The sequence below is a fragment of the Shinella sp. 1A1 genome (assembly GCF_055379515.1).
Genome location: NZ_AP039671.1, coordinates 2,337,849 through 2,355,357, shown reverse-complemented (window position 1 = coordinate 2,355,357; position 17,509 = coordinate 2,337,849). Strand labels below are relative to the sequence as shown.

Here is a 17,509-nt window from a genome sequence, read left to right as displayed (position 1 = left end):
TGCGACGACACAATATAAAAAGGGGCGCGCCGCAAGGCGCGCCCCTTTTTTGCCGGTTAGTCCTTGAAGTTGGCGACGAAGGCGGCGAAGCCGGCGATGAAGTCGCGCAATTTCCTTTCGGTCGCCTCGTCGACGATCCGGCCGTCCTCGATGACGGTGGCGGCGCGCGAGACCATCAGCTTGGCGCCGAACCATGGCACGGTGCCGAGTGTGCGCATGGTGGGAAGCCAGGCTTCCTGCGAGAGCAGCGTGCCGAAATTGCCGGGCGAGGCGCCGGCGATGGCGAAGGGCTTGCCGCCGAACACGCGGGGAATATCGGCCGGCGGGCGGCTCATCCAGTCGATGGCGTTCTTGAAGACGCCGGGAATGCCGTTGTTGTATTCCGGCGTGAAGAGGATCGCGCCATCGGCTTCGGCCACCTGGTCCTTGAGGCGGGCGACCGCCTGCGGGATACCGTCGGAGGCTTCCACGTCCGCATCGTAGAGCGGAATGCCGCGGATGGTGCCCTCGAGGATCTCGACGCCCTCCGGCGCCATGTCGAGGGCGGCGCGCAGCAGCGCCGTGTTGAAGGAGCCCTTGCGCAGGCTGCCCGAGATTGCCACCAGTCTGGTCATGTCTTTTCTCCGCTGTGAGGGTGCAAAAACCCCGGCGGGGGTTCAGCCACGCCGGGGTTTTGGTTGGGGTCAGGCGAGCGGCTTCAGCCGGGCCTCGATCTGCGCGCGGCGCGGCTCGAGGAAGGGCGGCAGCGACAGGCTCTCGCCGAGGGTTTCGAGCGGCTCGTCCACGGCGAAGCCGGGGCCGTCCGTCGCGATCTCGAACAGGATGCCGTTCGGCTCGCGGAAATAGAGCGAGCGGAAGTAGAAGCGCTCGACCTCGCCGCTGGAAGGAACGCGGAAGCCGCGCAGCCGCTCCGTCCAGGCATGAAGCGCCTCTATGTCCGGGGCGCGGAAGGCGACATGGTGCACAGCGCCCGCGCCCTGGTGGGCGACCGGCAGGTCCGGCTCGACGGCGACATGCAGTTCGGCCGCCGGCCCGCCGTCGCCCATCGAGAAGACATGAACCTCGCCCGCCCCGTCCGGGTTGGGATAGGTCGAGGTCTCCGCCATGTTCATCACCTCGGTCAGCACGATTTCCGTGTTGCGGAGATCGGGCACGCTGAGCGTGATGGGGCCGAGGCCCTTGATCTGGTGTTCGGCCGGAACGGGGCTCTTCTCCCAGGGATTGGAAGGCGCGCCGGCATTGTCCACGGTCAGGCGGAAGCGCTGGCCTTCGCCATCCTCGAAATCGAGCGTGGCGCGGCCGCCGACATCGCGGATCTCGCCGGTCTTGACCTTCAGGTCGGCAAGGCGGGCCTTCCACCATTCGAGCGTGTCGAGACTTGCGACGCGAAGGCCCGTGCGCGAGACGCTGTGCGTGCCGCGGCGCTCATGGCCGACCGGCCAGTCGAAGAAGGTGAGGTCCGTGCCGGGCGAGGCGAGGCCGTCGGCATAGAAGAGGTGGTAGGCGGTCGTGTCGTCCTGGTTCACCGTCTTCTTGACGAGGCGCAGGCCGAGCACCTGCGTATAGAAATGCAGGTTTTCCGCGGCGTTCGCGGTGATCGCCGTCAGGTGATGGATGCCTGTGAGCTTAAGGGTCATGATAACTCCTCCCCGGAACCGTCCGGGATGTTCGGGTGCGGCGTCGGTTTCGGCGCCTTGCATTGAGGCGAATATCGCCCTTTGCGCCGCCTGCCGGAAGGCCGGGCCGGGCGAACGCATTGTTCACTTTTTCCGAACGGTCCTCCCGAGGGCGCCGCAGCCGTGAAATGCGCTCCGATGCCCTGAAAAACCGGCCTTCGGGAAAAGCGCACCAGCCGGCATTCCGTTCCGAATATCGTTCATTCGAATTTTATCGTTTCATAAACCAGTACGCGCTTACGCTCCGGGTCTGCGAAATGACTTCGTCTCTGTTTCGCCGCGTCCGCCGGCATGTTTCCGCCATTTCCCGACGAATGCCGGTGCGTGCCTGCACGCCCGGATGCAAGGAGACGTTTCATGCTGCCAAAGACTGCGACTGCCCGGAACATGTTCGCCATCGTGGCGGCCGGCGTTGCCACCACCGTCGCGACCGCGGGCGTTCTGCTCTGGCTGTCCTACCGGGCGGTGGAGGAACGGTCGATCTCGGAAATGGTGAATGCTGCCGAGGCGAGCGCCGGCAAGGTCGAAACCTATTTCGCCAAGGTCAAGGCACTGAGCTGGAACATGCGCTCCACCCTCTATGCGGTGAAGGCGACGGGTACGCCGAGCCGCGAGACGATGAACAGCATCTTCGACCGCCTGATGGCGGACAATCCCTATGCGCTCGGCGTCAGCACCGGCTGGGAGGCGAATGCCTTCGACGGCAAGGACGAGGAATACAGGAACAAGCCGGGCCACGACGCGACGGGCCGCTATATTCCCTATTTCGTGCGCAACGAGGGCAAGGTCGGCATGGAGGCGCTGGTCGACTACGACAAGCCCGGCCCCGGCGACTACTATCAGGTGCCCAAGGCGACCGGGAAGGACTTCCTGACCGAGCCCTACAGCTATGTCATCGGCGGCAAGAACGTGCTGATGACCTCCTTCATGGTGCCGCTCCTGTTCGACGGCGAATTCAAGGGCGAGACGGGCGTCGACATCGCGCTCGATTCGCTTGCCGCCGACATGGCGCGGCTGAAGCCGCTGGGCGAGGGCTATGTCGCGCTGCTCAGCCAGGGCGGCAGCATCATCAGCCATCCCGACCAGGCCGCGCTCGGCAAGACGCTCGGCGATTCCGGCCTTGATGCCGAGGTCTGGAAGGCGCTGCTCGCCAACCCCGAAAAGGCGATGGAAATCAAGGACGTCGGTGGTGTTTCGTCCATCGCCGTCGCCGTGCCGGTGCCGCTGGTGCCGGGCACCACATGGTTCACCGTCGTCTCCGTGCCGAAGTCGGTGCTGTTCTCGCATCTTTCCGCGCTGGCGCTTACCTCGACGGTCGTCATCGCCATCGCCGCCGGGCTGATGGTGGCGATCGGCTGGCTGCTGGCGGCTCGCTTCCGCAAGAGGCTCGACAAGGTCATCGTCGCCACCAGCGAGATCGCCGCCGGCCGCACGGATGTCGATCTTTCCGAATCCAGCCGCCAGGACGAGATCGGTGAAATGGCCCGGTCGCTGGCCGTGCTGCGCGATGCGACGCTCGCCAAGATCCGCCTCGAAGGCGAGGCGGAGCAGAATCGCGCGCTTTCCGAGGACGAACGCCGCCAGCGCGCCGAGGAGGCCGCCGAGCGCGAGCGCCAGACCCGCATGGCCGTCGAGGCGCTTGCCGAGGGGCTTCAGAAGCTTGCCGACGGCGACATGACGCACCGGATCGAACAGGCCTTTGCCGGCTCGCTCGACCAGGTCCGCCACGACTTCAATATCTCCGTCGAGAAGCTGCAATCGGCCCTTCGCTCGGTCGGCAGCAATGCCAATGCCATCCAGGCCGGCTCGGCGGAAATCCGCACGGCTTCCGACGACCTCGCCAAGCGCACCGAGCAGCAGGCGGCTTCCGTCGAGGAGACGGCGGCGGCGCTGGAGGAGATCACCACCTCGCTCAAGGACGCGACGCGCCGGGCGGAAGATGCCGGCCATCTTGTCGAGCGTACCCGTGCCAGCGCGGAAAAGTCCGGCGACGTCGTGCGCCGGGCGGTGGGTGCGATGAGCGGCATCGAGGCTTCCTCGCGCGAAATCTCCAACATCATCGGGGTCATCGACGAAATCGCCTTCCAGACCAACCTTCTCGCCCTCAATGCCGGCGTGGAAGCGGCGCGGGCAGGGGAGGCCGGCAAGGGTTTTGCCGTCGTCGCGCAGGAAGTGCGCGAGCTCGCGCAGCGCTCGGCCAATGCCGCCAAGGAGATCAAGGCGCTCATCACCAAGTCGGGCGAGCAGGTGAATCTCGGTGTCGCGCTTGTCGGCGAGACCGGCTCGGCGCTCTCCGAGATCGTCGACCAGGTGCAGGAGATCGACCAGAACGTCGCGGCGATCGTGCGCTCGGCACGCGAGCAGTCGACGGGTCTCAACGAGATCAGTTCGGCGGTCAATTCCATCGACCAGGGCACGCAGAAGAATGCGGCCATGGTGGAGGAGCAGACGGCGGCAAGCCATGCGCTGGCGACCGAGGCCTCGGCCCTCAACACGCTGCTCGCGCAGTTCCGTCTCGGAATGGGCGCCACCGATGCACGGCCCGCCGTGGCTTCGTCCGCCGAGCATCGCCCGGTCGCATCCGGTGCGCGGGCTCTCGGCAGCAAGCTCGCCCGCGCCTTCGGCAGTGGCGGACAGCCGGCCGCGGCGGGCGCTGCGGCGCAGGACTGGGAAGAATTCTGAGATAGCCGCCGGGAACGGAACCGGGGCTGGGGAGAGGGGCGGTCCGCCAAGGGCCGCCCTTCTTTTGCGCTCGGGATTTGTACTTTGCCCAGCTTTTGAACAGATCGGGTTGACGCGCCCGCCGAACTGCCGTGACGGATAATCGTCAAGCCATTGAATTTACATGTCTGTGTGTCGTCTTCCGCGATTGGCACGCTTCCTGCTTTTCTTCGGGAAGGTCCAGAGGGGACCGAGAGAAGCGCTGGAAAACGGCGCTCCGATAAAGCCGCCGTGCAGCCGCAGAGAAACACCAACGTTTCCGGGCTGCCCGGCGGCTTTCTCGTCTTGAAGGACGGGCGACGGCTACGTCCCTGAGGCGAATGACTTCTTCTATTTTTCGCCGCAGCACGTTCCCCGATTGGCTTTTCGGAAAGACTTCGCCACACTCTGCCCCGGCACGCTCAACGCCCGATGGCGTGAAGGCTTGCCAGTCTGCTCTTCGCGATATAATGAGGACCCACATTAAATGGGGTGTCTGCAACGGTGGAGACGACGATGACCCGATCGGGCAGAATGATGCTGGCAGCGCTGCTGCTGTCCGCCACGGCCATGCCGGCGCTTGCCGATGGCGCGTCGCGTCCGGTGCGCACGGCGCCGGTCCACTTCGAGGAACGCGAGCAGACGGTCACCATCACCGGCGAGGTGGTGGCGCGGGTGGAGACGGATCTGTCCTTCCGTGTCGGCGGGCGCATCACCGGATGGTTCGTCGATGTGGGCGACGCGGTGAAGGAAGGCCAGGTCCTGGCCCGCCTCGATCCCGAGGAGCAGAAGGCGGATGTGGAGGCCGGGGAGGCCGGCGTCCGCGCCGCCGAGGCCCAGCTCAAGCTCGCCCGCGCCAATTTCGACCGCCAGAAATCCCTCCTCAACGACGGTATCAGCACACGGCGCGATTTCGACGATGCGGAGACCGCGCTGCGCACGGCCGAAAGCGCCCGTGAGGCCGCCATCGCCCAGAGCGACACGGCGAAGGAACTCCTTTCCTATACCGAGCTGCGCGCGCCGGCGGACGGCATCGTGACCGCCCGTCTTGCCGAGGCGGGGCAGGTGGCGCAGGCCGCGCAGACCATGTTCACCATCGCCGATACCGGCCCGCGCGACGCCGTCTTCAACGTCTACGAATCGCTCTTCTTCGAGCAGCCGTCCAAGGACGGCGTGATCGTCACGCTGCTCCGCGACGACAAGGTCCGCACGACCGGCCATGTGCGCGAGGTCTCCCCGACCATCGACACGCAGACCGGCACCGTGCGCGTCAAGATCGCCATGGACCAGACGCCGCCGGAAATGACGCTCGGCGCGTCCGTCGTCGGCGTCGGCGCGCTCGCGCCCCGCCGCGTCGCGGTCGTGCCGTGGCAGGCGCTTTCCGGCGTCGGCAGCAGGCCGGCGCTCTGGATCGTCGACAAGGCGAACAACACCGTCAGCCTTCGCCCGGTCGAGGTGCTTTCCTTCGAGACCGGCTCGGCGCTCGTTTCGGGCGGCATCGAGGAAGGCGAGACCTATGTCGCCGACGGCACGAAGCTCCTGCGGCCCGGCCAGACCGTCACCGCCCTCGAAGGAGGCGCCCAATGAGGATGTCCGTTCCGCTGGCCATTGCCGTCGTCGCCGCGCTGGCGCTTGCCGGCTGCAAGAAGGAAGAGGAGGCGGCCGCGCCGCCCCGGCCGGTGCTGTCGCTGGTCGTCGCGCCCTCCGCGCTGCCCGGCACGCGTTTTGCCGGCACGGTGCAGGCGAAGGTCCAGGCCGCGCTCGGTTCGCGCGTCGCCGGCCGCCTCGTTTCGCGCAGCGTCCATGTCGGCGACCTCGTGCAGAAGGGCGACGTGCTCGCCGTGCTCGACGCCACGGCCTATGAGCTCGCCGTCCGCTCGGCGCGCGCCGAGCTTTCCAGCGCGGAGGCGACGCTTGCGAGCGCCGTCGCCAACCAGGAGCGGCAGAAGACGCTGCTCCAGTCGAACGCCGCCGCCAAGGCGGCCGTCGAGAGTGCCGAGCAGTCCCGCGAGGCGGCCGATGCCGGCGTGACGCGGGCGCGCACGGCGCTGGTGAAGGCGGAAGAGCAGCTTTCCTATACCCGCATCCTGGCCGAATTCGACGGGGTCGTGGTGGCGACGGGCGCGGAAGTCGGCCAGACGGTCTCGCCGGGCGAGGCCATCGTCACGGTCGCGCGGCCGGACGAGCGCGATGCGGTCGTCGACATTCCGGAAACCTCCGGCGGCGTTGCCGTCGGCAGCCGCTTCGAGGTGTCGCTGCAGATCAATCCCGCCGTCACCGTCAAGGGCGTGGTGCGCGAGGTCGCTCCCTCCGCCGATGCGGCGACCCGCACGCGGCGCGTCAAGATCGCGCTGGAGAACCCGCCGGACACGGTGCGGCTCGGCACGACGATCACCGCCGAACTCGAAGGGCCGGACCTCACCGCCCTCATGGTGCCGGAAAGCGCGGTGCTGACCAAGGACGGCAAGCCGCATGTCTGGCTGGTCGATGCGGGCAAGGGCGAGGTGCATCTCGTGCCCGTCGAGACGGGCATGACCGCCGGGCACTCCCTTGCCGTGACGAGCGGCATCAAGGAGGGCGACCGTGTCGTCACCGCCGGCGTGCACAGCCTTGAAGAAGGCCAGAAAGTGAAGATCGAGGACGAGGCAAGCCTATGAAGAAGTTCAACCTTTCGGACTGGGCGCTCGAACATGCTTCGCTCGTCTGGTACTTCATGATCGTCTTCGCGCTGCTCGGTTTCTTTACCTACCAGAATCTCGGCCGCGAGGAGGACCCGTCCTTCGTCATCAAGACGATGACGATCAGCGCGGCCTGGCCCGGCGCCTCCGTCGAAGAGACGACGCGGCAGGTGACGGAGCGCATCGAGCGCAAGCTGGAAGAGCTGGAATCGCTCGATTTCAGCCGCAGCATCACGACGCCCGGCCAGACGCTCGTCTTCGTCAACCTGAAGCCGACGACCCGCGCGCGCGACGTCGCGCCGACCTGGCTGACCGTCCGCAACATGATCAACGACATTCGCGGTGAGTTTCCCTCTGGCGTCGTCGGCCCCGCCTTCAACGACCGGTTCGGCGACGTCTTCGGCAATATCTATGCCTTCACCGCCGACGGCCTGACCTCCCGCCAGCTTCGCGACTATGTGGAGGACGCCCGCCGCCGCGTGCTCACCGTGCCGAATATCGGCAAGGTCGACCTCATCGGCGCGCAGGACGAGGTCATCTATCTCGAATTCTCGACGCGCCAGCTCGCCGCGCTCGGCATCTCCACCCAGCAGGTGGTCGCCACGCTGCAGGCGCAGAACGCGATCGCACCCTCCGGCGTGGTGCAGGGCGACGGTGAGCGCGTCGCCGTGCGCGTCGGCGGGCAGTTCACTTCGCAGGAAAGCCTTCGCGAGGTGAACCTTCGCGTCAACAACCGCTTCTTCCGCCTCAGCGACATCGCCACGATCACCCGCGGCTACCAGGACCCGCCGTCCTCGCTCTTCCGCTTCAACGGCGAGCCGGCCATCGGCCTTGCCATCGGCATGAAGCAGGGCTCGAACCTCCTGGAATTCGGCGCGGCGGTCGAGAAGGAGATCGAGCAGCTTTCGCACGAGCTGCCGGTGGGCGTCGACGTGCATCTCGTTTCCGACCAGCCGAAGGTGGTGGAGGAGGCCGTTTCCGGCTTCACCCGCGCGCTCTTCGAGGCGGTCGCCATCGTGCTCGTCGTCAGCTTCGTCAGCCTCGGCCTTCGCGCCGGGCTCGTCGTGGCACTCTCCATCCCGCTGACGCTCGGCATCACCTTCGTCTTCATGTATTACGACGGCATATCCCTGCAGCGCGTGTCGCTCGGGGCGCTTATCATCGCGCTCGGCCTTCTCGTCGACGATGCCATGATCGCCGTGGAGATGATGGTGGCGCGGCTGGAGGCGGGGGATTCGCTGCGCAAGGCGGCGACCTATGTCTATACCTCCACCGCCTTCCCGATGCTGACCGGCACGCTGGTGACGGTCGCGGGCTTCATCCCGATCGGCCTCAACAACAGCGCGGCCGGCGAATTCACCTTCAGCCTCTTCGTCGTCATCGCGATCTCGCTCGTCGTCTCCTGGGTGGTCGCGGTGATCTTCACGCCGCTGCTCGGCGTCACCATCCTGCCGAAGAGCATGAAGAAGCATCACGATGAGAAGGGCTGGTTCGCCCGCACCTTCGCGCGCATCCTCGACACCTGCATGCGCTGGAAGTGGACGACCATCGTCGCGACCGTGCTCATCTTCTTCGTCTCGGTCTTCGGCATGCGCTTCGTGCAGGAGCAGTTCTTCCCGTCCTCGGACCGGCCGGAACTGGTGATCGACTGGGGCCTGCCGCAGAATGCCTCGATCGCCGACACCAATGCGCAGATCGCGAAACTCGAGGAGGAAAAGCTCAAGGGCAATCCGGATATCGAGCGCTGGTCCTCCTATGTCGGCGAGGGCGCGGTGCGCTTCCTGCTCTCCTTTGACGTGCAGCCGCCGTCGCCGGCCTTCGGCCAGACGGTCATCGTCAGCAAGGATCTTGAGGCGCGCGACCGTCTCAAGGCGGACCTGCAGGATTACCTGCGCAAGACCTTCGTCGGCACGGACGCGCTCGTGAAGCTCCTCGACATCGGCCCGCCGGTCGGCCGGCCGATCCAGTACCGCGTCAGCGGGCCGGATATCCAGGAAGTGCGCAAGCAGGCGCTCGCCTTCGGCGAACTCATCGGCAAGAACGACCATCTCGGGGACATCGTCTACGACTGGAACGAGCCGGCCCGCGTCGTGAAGGTCGATGTGCTGCAGGACAAGGCCCGCCAGCTCGGCGTGACCTCGCAGGACATTTCCTCGGCGCTGAACGGCGTCGTCGGCGGCACGACCGTCACCCAGATCCGCGACGACGTCTACCTGATCGACGTCATCGGCCGGGCGCGGGCGGACGAGCGCCAGTCCATCGAGACGCTGCGCCAGCTCCAGCTCCCGACGGCGAACGGGACGTCCGTGCCGCTCGCGGCCGTCGCGAATTTCCGCTACGAGATGGAACAGCCGGTCGTCTGGCGCCGCTCGCGCCAGCCCACCATCACCGTCAAGGCGAGCGTCACCGGCGGCGTGCAGCCGGCCACCATCGTCTCGCAGCTGGACAAGGACGTCGCGAGCTTCCGGCAGGCCATGCCCTCCGGCTACGAGGTCGCCGTCGGCGGCACGGTGGAGGAAAGCGCCAACAGCCAGGCGCCCATCGTCGCCGTCGTGCCGCTGATGCTGTTCGCCATGGCGACGATCCTGATGCTGCAGCTGCAAAGCTTCTCGCGGCTCTTCCTCGTCTTCGCGGTGGCGCCGCTGGCGCTCATCGGCGTGGTCATCGCGCTGCTCGGCAGCGGGGCGCCGCTCGGCTTCGTGGCGATCCTCGGGGTGCTGGCGCTCATCGGCATCCTGATCCGCAACTCGGTCATCCTCGTCGTGCAGATCGAGGACCTGAGGCGCGAGGGCATGCATGCCTGGGATGCCGTGCGCGAGGCGACGGAGCATCGCATGCGGCCGATCATGCTGACGGCGGCGGCGGCGAGCCTCGCGCTCATTCCCATCTCGCGCGAAGTGTTCTGGGGGCCGATGGCCTATGCCATGATGGGCGGCATCATCGTTGGCACGGTGCTGACGCTGCTCTTCCTGCCGGCGCTCTACATCGCCTGGTTCCGCATCAAGCCGGAGGACCGGGACGGGGAGGTGCCTGCGCCCGAGCCCGAACCCGTCGAGCCGCTTCCGGCAGTGTGAGATGTGCGGAATGATTGGCGCGGTGTGACTTGCGTAGCGTAGCTTTCAGGGCGTGACGTGCGGCTTGCGTCGCGACGTCACCCGCGCCCTCTCCTCGGTCATGCTCGGGCTTGATCCGAGCATCCACACGCAGCGGATGGAGCATGAATCCTCGGGTCAAGTCCGAGGATGACGTCGGGATTGGGAATCGGTCAATTTCCCCGGCCCGCGCTCCACCCCGTTCTCGCCGCGATGAAGTTCGGATTGGCGAAATCCGCGTCGTGGGGCTGGTTGCGCTTGCCGTAGGTGAGCGGCGTGCCGTCGAGCATGCGTGTTTCGCCGCCGGCGGCGCGCAGCACGGCGTCGCCGGCCGCCGTATCCCATTCCATCGTCCGGCTGAAGCGGGGATAGACGTCGGCGAGGCCCTCGGCGACGAGGCAGAATTTCAGCGACGAGCCGATGGCGGTGCAGGCGTCGATGCCGTGGTCGTCGAGGAAGCGCGCCGTCTCGGGCGTGTCGTGCGAGCGGCTGGCGACGGCCGTCAGCGCGCCGCCGCGGCCGCGGCAGCCGATCGGCCAGCGTTCGACGATCGCACCGCCGTCGACCGTGAAGCCTTCGGCGCGCCCGTCGACGGCGGTGAAGCCGTTCGACAGCGCCGGCGCGTAGACGATGCCGGCGATGGGCGCGCCGTTTTCGACAAGGGCGATGTTGACGGTGAACTCGCTGCGTCCGGCGACGAATTCCTTCGTGCCGTCGAGCGGATCGACGAGGAAGAAGAGACCGCCGGAAATATCAGGCACCAGCCCCGCCGCGACCGCTTCTTCCGCAACGACGGGGATGGCCGGAAAATGCGTCAGCAGGGCGGCGAGAATCAGCCGCTCGGCCTCCTCGTCGGCTTCCGTCACCGGGGAGCTGTCGGGCTTGTAATGCACGTCCGCTCCGCTGCCGCGGATCGTCATGATGGCGCGGCCCGCGGCGAGCGCCGCGTCTTCCATCACCTGTCTCAGCTCTTCGAGGTCGCTCTGCATGGCTCATGGCTTAGCTCCCGCATGGGGCGAAAGCAATGTGGCGCATCGCTGCAACCATGTGGAAAGAACCGTGCGACAGGGGCTGCGACGCTCTCCCGTCTTGCCGTTTGTGCTGCATATGCGAATGTGTGTCGACTGATCCGGGATTTCGCATGCGCTACTCCGCCTTTTCCATCCTGAAACAAGCCTTTGCCGGAAACCTCGGCTGGAAGCCCGCCTGGCGGGAGCCGCAGCCGAAGCCGCATTACGACGTGATCATCGTCGGGGGCGGCGGGCACGGGCTCGCGACGGCCTATTACCTTGCGAAGGAATTCGGCATCCGCAATGTCGCGGTGGTGGAGAAGGGCTATCTCGGCTCCGGCAATGTCGGCCGCAACACGACCATCGTGCGCTCCAACTACATGCTGCCCGGCAACGAGCCTTTCTACGAATTCTCCCTGAAGCTCTGGGAAGGGCTGGAGCGGGAACTCAACTACAATGTGATGTTCTCGCAACGCGGCGTCATCAATCTCTATCACAATGACGGGCAGCGCGACCGGTATGTCCGGCGCGGCAATGCCATGATGATGGAGGGCGTCGCGGCCGAGCTTCTCGACCGCGAGACGCTGAAGAAGATGATGCCTTTCCTGAACTTCGACCATGCCCGCTTCCCCATCATGGGCGGTCTTTTGCAGCGGCGCGCGGGCACGGCGCGGCACGATGCCGTCGCCTGGGGCTTTGCGCGCGGCGCGGACCGGCTCGGCGTCGACCTCATCCAGAACTGCGAGGTCACAGGCATCCGCCGCGAGAACGGCGCCGTCACCGGCGTCGAGACGACGAAGGGCTTCATCGGCTGCAACAAGCTGGCGCTCGCCGCCGCCGGCAATTCCTCCCGTGTCGGCGAGATGGCCGGGCTGAAGCTGCCGATCGAGACCCATGTCCTGCAGGCCTTCGTCACCGAGGGGCTGAAGCCCTGCCTCGACCATGTCGTCACCTATGGCGCGGGCCATTTCTACATTTCCCAGTCCGACAAGGGCGGGCTGGTCTTCGGCGCGGAGCTGGATGGCTATTCCTCCTATGCCCAGCGCGGCAACCTTGCGACCGTGGAGCATGTGATGGAGGAGGGGGTGGCGATGATTCCCGGTCTTTCCCGCGTGCGCGTGCTGCGCGCCTGGGGCGGCGTCATGGACATGTCTATGGACGGCTCGCCGATCATCGACCGCACGCCCGTCGAGAACCTCTATCTCAACTGCGGCTGGTGCTATGGCGGCTTCAAGGCGACGCCGGCGTCCGGCTTCTGCTTCGCGCATCTGATCGCGAAGGAGGAGAGCCATCACGTCGCGCGGGCGCTGCGTCTCGACCGCTTCCAGCGCGGGTTCCCCATCGACGAGCTGGGCGCCGGCACCCAGCCGAACCTGCATTGAGGCCAGCATGGCGAGCCTGATTTCCTGTCCGCATTGCGGCACGCGCCCCAAGGAAGAATTCTACATCCGCGGCGATGCGACGCCCGTCCGTCCCGCGCCGCTCGCCGATGACGAGGCCTGGCACGACTATGTGCATGTGCGCGCCAATCCGCGTGGGCGCATCCACGAGCACTGGCATCATGCGGCCGGCTGCCGGCGCTGGCTGGTGGTGGAGCGGGACAATGTCACCCATGAAGTCTTTGCGGTAACCGATGCGGCAGCACAGAAGGAGGGCGCGGCATGACCGGCTATCGCCTTACCTCCGGCGGCCTCATCGACCGCAGCCATGCGGTGCGTTTCTCCTTCGACGGCGCAAACCTTGCCGGCCATGCCGGCGACACGCTCGCCTCGGCCTTGCTGGCCAATGACAGGCTGCTCGTCGGCCGCAGCTTCAAGTATCATCGCCCGCGCGGCATCGTGACGGCCGGCCCCTCCGAGCCGAATGCGCTCGTCACCGTCGGCAGCGGCGCGCGGCGCGACCCGAACACCAGGGCGACGGTCGCCGAACTTTACGACGGCCTCGTCGCCACCAGCCAGAACCGCTGGCCGAGCCTTGCCCGTGATATCGGCGCGGTGAACGACCTTATGTCGCGCTTCCTGTCGGCGGGGTTCTACTACAAGACCTTCATGTGGCCGGCGGCCTTTTGGGAGAAGGTCTACGAGCCGCTGATCCGCCGGGCGGCGGGCCTTGGCCGCACCAAGCTGCCGCGTGACCCGGACGGCTACGAGAAGAGCTGGGCGCATTGCGACCTGCTTGTGGTCGGCTCGGGGCCTGCGGGCCTTGCGGCCGCGCTGGTCGCGGCGCGCGCGGGGCTGCGGGTTATCCTCGCCGAGCAGGATTTCGTGTTCGGCGGCGCTTTGCTCGGCGAGACGACGCGGCTTAATGGCGAGGCGCCCTTCCTCTTCGCCCGTCATGCGGTCGACGAACTGCATAACAGCCCGAACGTCACGCTCCTGCCGCGCACCACTGTCTTCGGCTGGTACGACGACAATGTCTTCGGCGCCCTCGAGCGCGTGCAGAAGCATGGCGCCGCAATCGACGCCGCAAGGCCCGTCGAGCGTCTGTGGCGCATCGTGGCGAAGCACGCGATCCTCGCTGCCGGCGCGGAAGAGCGGCCGCTGGTCTTCGGCGGCAACGACCGGCCGGGCGTCCTGATGGCGGACGCCGCGCGCATCTATGCCAACCGCTTCGGCGTCGCCGTCGGCAAATCCGTCGCGGTCTTCACCAACGGCTCGTCCGGCTACCGCACGGCCGCAGACCTCTCGGCGCAGGGCATCGAGGTCGCCGCGCTCATCGATACGCGCTCGGACGCCCCGGATGCGGCGCCGGAAGGCGTGCGGCTCATTCGCGGCGCTTCCGTCGTCGATACGAAAGGCCGGCAGCGGGTGCGCGCCGTCGTCAGCGACCGCGGCGGCTTCGAGGAGCTGATCGCCTGCGATGCCGTGGCCATGTCCGGTGGCTGGAGCCCGGTGATCCACCTTGCCTGCCAGCGCGGCGGCAAGCCCGTCTGGTCGGAGGCGCTGCAGACATTCCTGGCGCCGGATGCCGGCCCGGGGCTGATCACGGCCGGTGCCGCGGCGGGGCACTACCGCCTTTCGGAATGCTTCGAGGACGGGGCGCGCAAGGCAGCGGCCATCGCCGAGGCGCTCGGACGGCCCGCTGCCGCATTCACGCCGCCTGTCGTCGGCGAGGAGGCGGATCCGTCCTTCACGGCGCTTTGGCATGTGCCCGGCGCGAAATCCAAGGCCTTCGTCGATTTCCAGAACGACGTCCATACCGGAGATCTCGGCCTTGCCGTGCGCGAGGGCTTCGGCCATGTCGAGCATGCCAAGCGCTATACGACGAGCGGCATGGCGACCGACCAGGGCAAGCTCGGCAACATCAACGCCGTCGGCATCCTGGCGGGCATGCGCGGCGTCAGCCCGGCGGAAGTCGGCACCACGACTTTCCGGCCCTTCTACACGCCGGTTTCCTTCGGCGCGCTTGCGGGAACGTCGGCGGGCGAGCATGCCATGCCGGTCCGCCGCTCGCCGCTGCATGGCTGGGCGGCGCGCAACGGCGCGGTCTTTATCGATGCGGGGCTCTGGTATCGCCCGGCCTGGTACGCGCGGGCAGGGGAGACGGCCTGGCGCGAGAGCGTCGACCGCGAGGTGCGCACCGTGCGCGAGAGCGCCGGCCTCTGCGATGTCTCGACGCTCGGCAGGATCGAGGTCTTCGGGCCCGATGCCGCCGAATTCCTCAATCGGCTCTACTGCAACCCCATGCTCCGGCTGCCCGTCGGCAAGGCCCGCTACGGCCTCATGCTGCGCGAGGACGGCATGGTCTTCGACGACGGCACGGTGAGCCGGCTCGGCGAGGAGCATTTCCTGATCACCACCACGACGGCCATGGCCGGCGGTATGCTGACGCATATGGAATTCGCCGCGCAGGTTCTGTGGCCGGAGCTTCGCGTGCGCTTCCTGTCCGTTTCCGACCAGTGGGCGCAGATGTCGATTGCCGGGCCCAAGGCGCGGACGATCCTCCAGGCGCTGGTCGAGGATGACATTTCCAGCGCGGCCTTCCCCTTCCTTGCCGCCCGCGAGGTGCGCCTCAAGGGCAATCTCAGGGCGCGGCTCTTCCGCATCTCCTTCTCGGGGGAACTGGCCTATGAGCTGGCGGTGCCGGCCGGCTACGGCGAGGCGGTGGCGGATGCGCTTATGCGGGCGGGCGCGCCGCACGGCATCTGCGCCTATGGCGTCGAGACGCTCAACGTGCTGCGCATCGAGAAGGGCCATGTCACCCATGCCGAGTTCGACGGCCGCGTCACGCCCGACGATGCCGGCCTCGGCCGGATGCTGGCGGGCGGCAAGCCGGACTTCATCGGCAAGCGGCTCTCCACCCGCTTCGGCCTGACGGCGGCTGATCGCGCGCAACTCGTCGGACTGCGCGCGCTGGAGGCCGACAAGGATATCCGCGCCGGGGCGCATCTCCTGAAGGACGGTGCCAAGCCGTCGACGCTCAACGACCAGGGCTGGGTCAGCTCCGCCTGCTTCTCGCCGACGGTGGGCGGGCCCATCGCGCTCGCCTTCCTGAAATCGGGGCGCGAGCGCTACGGCGAGAAGATCGTGGTCTGGGACCAGTTGCGCGGCGCCGAGACCATGGCGGAAGTCTGCGATCCGGTCTTCGTCGATCCGGGCAATGCAAAGCTGATGGCGTGAGGTAGGGGCGATGGCTTACGATTATCAGGCGGTTCATCCGCTCGACGGCACGATCGGCGCGATCTCCGCGCGGCGCGCCAATCATCTCGCCGTCCACCGGGCGCTCGCGATCGCCGTGGTGCTGGCGGCGCCCGGCCGCAAGGCGGAGGCGGCCGGCATCCTCGTCGCCGACGGCGCATTCGAGGCACGCTTTGCCGGCCCCGGCGAATGGTTGGTCCTGTCGGAGGCGCATGCGCCGGAAACGCTGGCCGCCGAGCTTGCCGTCCGGCTCGGCGATCATGCCCATGTCGTCGACCAGAGCCACGGCCGGACGGCCGTGACGCTTTCCGGTCCCGATGCCGCGCGCATCCTGGCAAACGGTATCGGCATCGATCTGCATATCGACGCGTTTCATGTCGGGCGCGCGGCGAACGTCCTGTGCAACCACCTCTCCGTCAATCTCGCCCGCACCGGAGAGACGCGTTTCGATCTCGTGGCGATGCGCAGCTTCGCCGGGGCGCTGGTGGACGATCTCAAGATCATGGCACGCAGCCACGATCTGTCGGTGGATTTCGCGACGCGATGAGACATCTGTTCCGCATTGGAGCAGGCGTCTCGTGATTCTGCGCATCCTTGAGGGCAAAATGCCGATTTCGCTGCCGAATTTTTGGTTTTCGTGGCGTTAAACGCGCCATTTAACGCTTCCGGCCAAAGAAATTGTCGATCCGGGCATTTTGGGCTTCCCTTTTGTCTCGAAAGCGGTATGGAATCCTCTTGTCGAACAAGCTCTAAAATGAGCGGTAAGAAAAAGAGATGCGGCCCTTCAGGAACCGCATCCGGGGGATTATATATATGGAATACTTCGTGCAGCAGCTCGTCAACGGGCTGACTCTTGGCTCGATCTACGGGCTGATAGCCATTGGCTATACCATGGTTTACGGCATCATCGGCATGATCAACTTCGCCCATGGCGATATCTTCATGCTCGGCGGATTTGCCGCTCTCATCACCTTCCTGATCCTGACCAGCGTGTTCGCCGGCCTTCCGGTCGTCATCCTGCTGCTGGTGATGATCGCCGCGGCGATGCTGACGGCGTCGCTGTGGAACTGGACGATCGAGAAGGTGGCCTACCGGCCGCTGCGCGGCTCGTTCCGCCTTGCGCCGCTGATCACGGCGATCGGCATGTCGATCGCGCTGTCGAACTTCATCCAGGTCACGCAGGGTCCGCGTAACAAGCCGATTCCGCCGCTGGTCTCCTCGGTCTACAACGTCTTCGGCATCGCGATCTCGCTCAAGCAGATCATCATCATGGTGCTGACGGTCGTGCTGCTGACGACCTTCTGGTACATCGTCAACAAGACCTCGCTCGGCCGCGCCCAGCGCGCCACGGAGCAGGACCGCAAGATGGCGGCGCTGCTCGGCATCGACGTCGACCGGACGATCTCCGTAACCTTCATCATGGGCGCATCGCTGGCCGCCGTCGCCGGCACCATGTACCTGATGTATTACGGCGTGACCGTCTTCACCGACGGCTTCATCCCTGGCGTCAAGGCCTTCACGGCTGCTGTTCTGGGTGGCATCGGCTCGTTGCCGGGCGCCGTGCTCGGCGGCATGCTGATCGGCCTCATCGAGAGCCTGTGGTCCGCATACTTCACCATCGACTACAAGGACGTCGCGACGTTCTCCATCCTCGCCATCGTCCTGATCTTCAAGCCGTCCGGCATTCTCGGACGACCGGAAGTCGAGAAGGTTTGA

At 66.7% G+C, this 17,509-nt stretch carries 12 protein-coding genes; 9 read left to right on the top strand and 3 right to left on the bottom strand.

The genetic code is table 11. The annotated features are described in order from the left end of the window. Positions 1-56: 56 nt before the first annotated feature. Both ACZ48C_RS11630 and ACZ48C_RS11625 read right to left on the bottom strand, forming a co-directional pair. Positions 57-614, bottom strand: coding sequence for an NADPH-dependent FMN reductase (locus tag ACZ48C_RS11630; RefSeq protein ID WP_464781197.1), 558 nt, complete (start codon positions 612-614; stop codon positions 57-59). A 69-nt stretch (positions 615-683) separates the two neighbouring features. Then, entirely contained in the window at positions 684-1,637 is a 954-nt protein-coding gene (locus ACZ48C_RS11625; RefSeq protein ID WP_464781196.1) for a ring-cleaving dioxygenase, read from the bottom strand. Positions 1,638-2,033: 396 nt separating this feature from the next. Between ACZ48C_RS11625 and ACZ48C_RS11620 the strand changes: the two genes are divergently transcribed. From ACZ48C_RS11620 to ACZ48C_RS11605, 4 genes are all read left to right on the top strand, one after another. Further along, a complete protein-coding gene (locus ACZ48C_RS11620; protein ID WP_464781195.1) occupies positions 2,034-4,358 on the top strand; it encodes a methyl-accepting chemotaxis protein in 2,325 nt (774 codons plus the stop codon). A gap of 534 nt (positions 4,359-4,892) precedes the next feature. After that, positions 4,893-5,963 (top strand): efflux RND transporter periplasmic adaptor subunit, encoded by a 1,071-nt coding sequence (locus ACZ48C_RS11615; protein WP_464781194.1) that lies wholly within the window; start codon positions 4,893-4,895, stop codon positions 5,961-5,963. Further along, positions 5,960-7,033 carry an efflux RND transporter periplasmic adaptor subunit gene (locus ACZ48C_RS11610; RefSeq protein WP_464781193.1) on the top strand — a complete coding sequence of 358 codons (1,074 nt, stop codon included), beginning with the start codon at positions 5,960-5,962 and terminating at the stop codon, positions 7,031-7,033. The genes ACZ48C_RS11615 and ACZ48C_RS11610 overlap by 4 nt, the downstream gene beginning before the upstream one ends. Further along, entirely contained in the window at positions 7,030-10,128 is a 3,099-nt protein-coding gene (locus ACZ48C_RS11605) for an efflux RND transporter permease subunit (protein WP_464781192.1), read from the top strand. Before ACZ48C_RS11610 ends, ACZ48C_RS11605 begins: the two co-directional genes overlap by 4 nt. Before the next feature lie 191 nt (positions 10,129-10,319). On the opposite strand, the gene cysQ is transcribed toward ACZ48C_RS11605, so the two are convergent. Beyond that, the gene (gene cysQ / locus ACZ48C_RS11600) at positions 10,320-11,135 is read right to left on the bottom strand and encodes a 3'(2'),5'-bisphosphate nucleotidase CysQ (protein WP_464781191.1); all 816 of its coding nucleotides are present in this window, start codon (positions 11,133-11,135) and stop codon (positions 10,320-10,322) included. A 152-nt stretch (positions 11,136-11,287) separates the two neighbouring features. Between cysQ and ACZ48C_RS11595 the strand changes: the two genes are divergently transcribed. From ACZ48C_RS11595 to ACZ48C_RS11575, 5 genes are all read left to right on the top strand, one after another. Continuing rightward, positions 11,288-12,538 (top strand): sarcosine oxidase subunit beta family protein, encoded by a 1,251-nt coding sequence (locus ACZ48C_RS11595; RefSeq protein WP_464781190.1) that lies wholly within the window; start codon positions 11,288-11,290, stop codon positions 12,536-12,538. Between the two features lie 7 nt (positions 12,539-12,545). Then, positions 12,546-12,821, top strand: coding sequence for a sarcosine oxidase subunit delta (locus ACZ48C_RS11590; protein WP_454632099.1), 276 nt, complete (start codon positions 12,546-12,548; stop codon positions 12,819-12,821). Beyond that, positions 12,818-15,775 carry a sarcosine oxidase subunit alpha family protein gene (locus tag ACZ48C_RS11585; RefSeq protein WP_464781189.1) on the top strand — a complete coding sequence of 986 codons (2,958 nt, stop codon included), beginning with the start codon at positions 12,818-12,820 and terminating at the stop codon, positions 15,773-15,775. The genes ACZ48C_RS11590 and ACZ48C_RS11585 overlap by 4 nt, the downstream gene beginning before the upstream one ends. Positions 15,776-15,785: 10 nt before the next feature. Further along, positions 15,786-16,340, top strand: a complete 555-nt coding sequence (locus ACZ48C_RS11580) for a sarcosine oxidase subunit gamma (RefSeq protein ID WP_464781188.1) — start codon at positions 15,786-15,788, stop codon at positions 16,338-16,340. A 266-nt stretch (positions 16,341-16,606) separates the two neighbouring features. Continuing rightward, on the top strand, positions 16,607-17,509 hold the full coding sequence (locus ACZ48C_RS11575; RefSeq protein ID WP_119256827.1) for a branched-chain amino acid ABC transporter permease: 903 nt from the start codon (positions 16,607-16,609) through the stop codon (positions 17,507-17,509).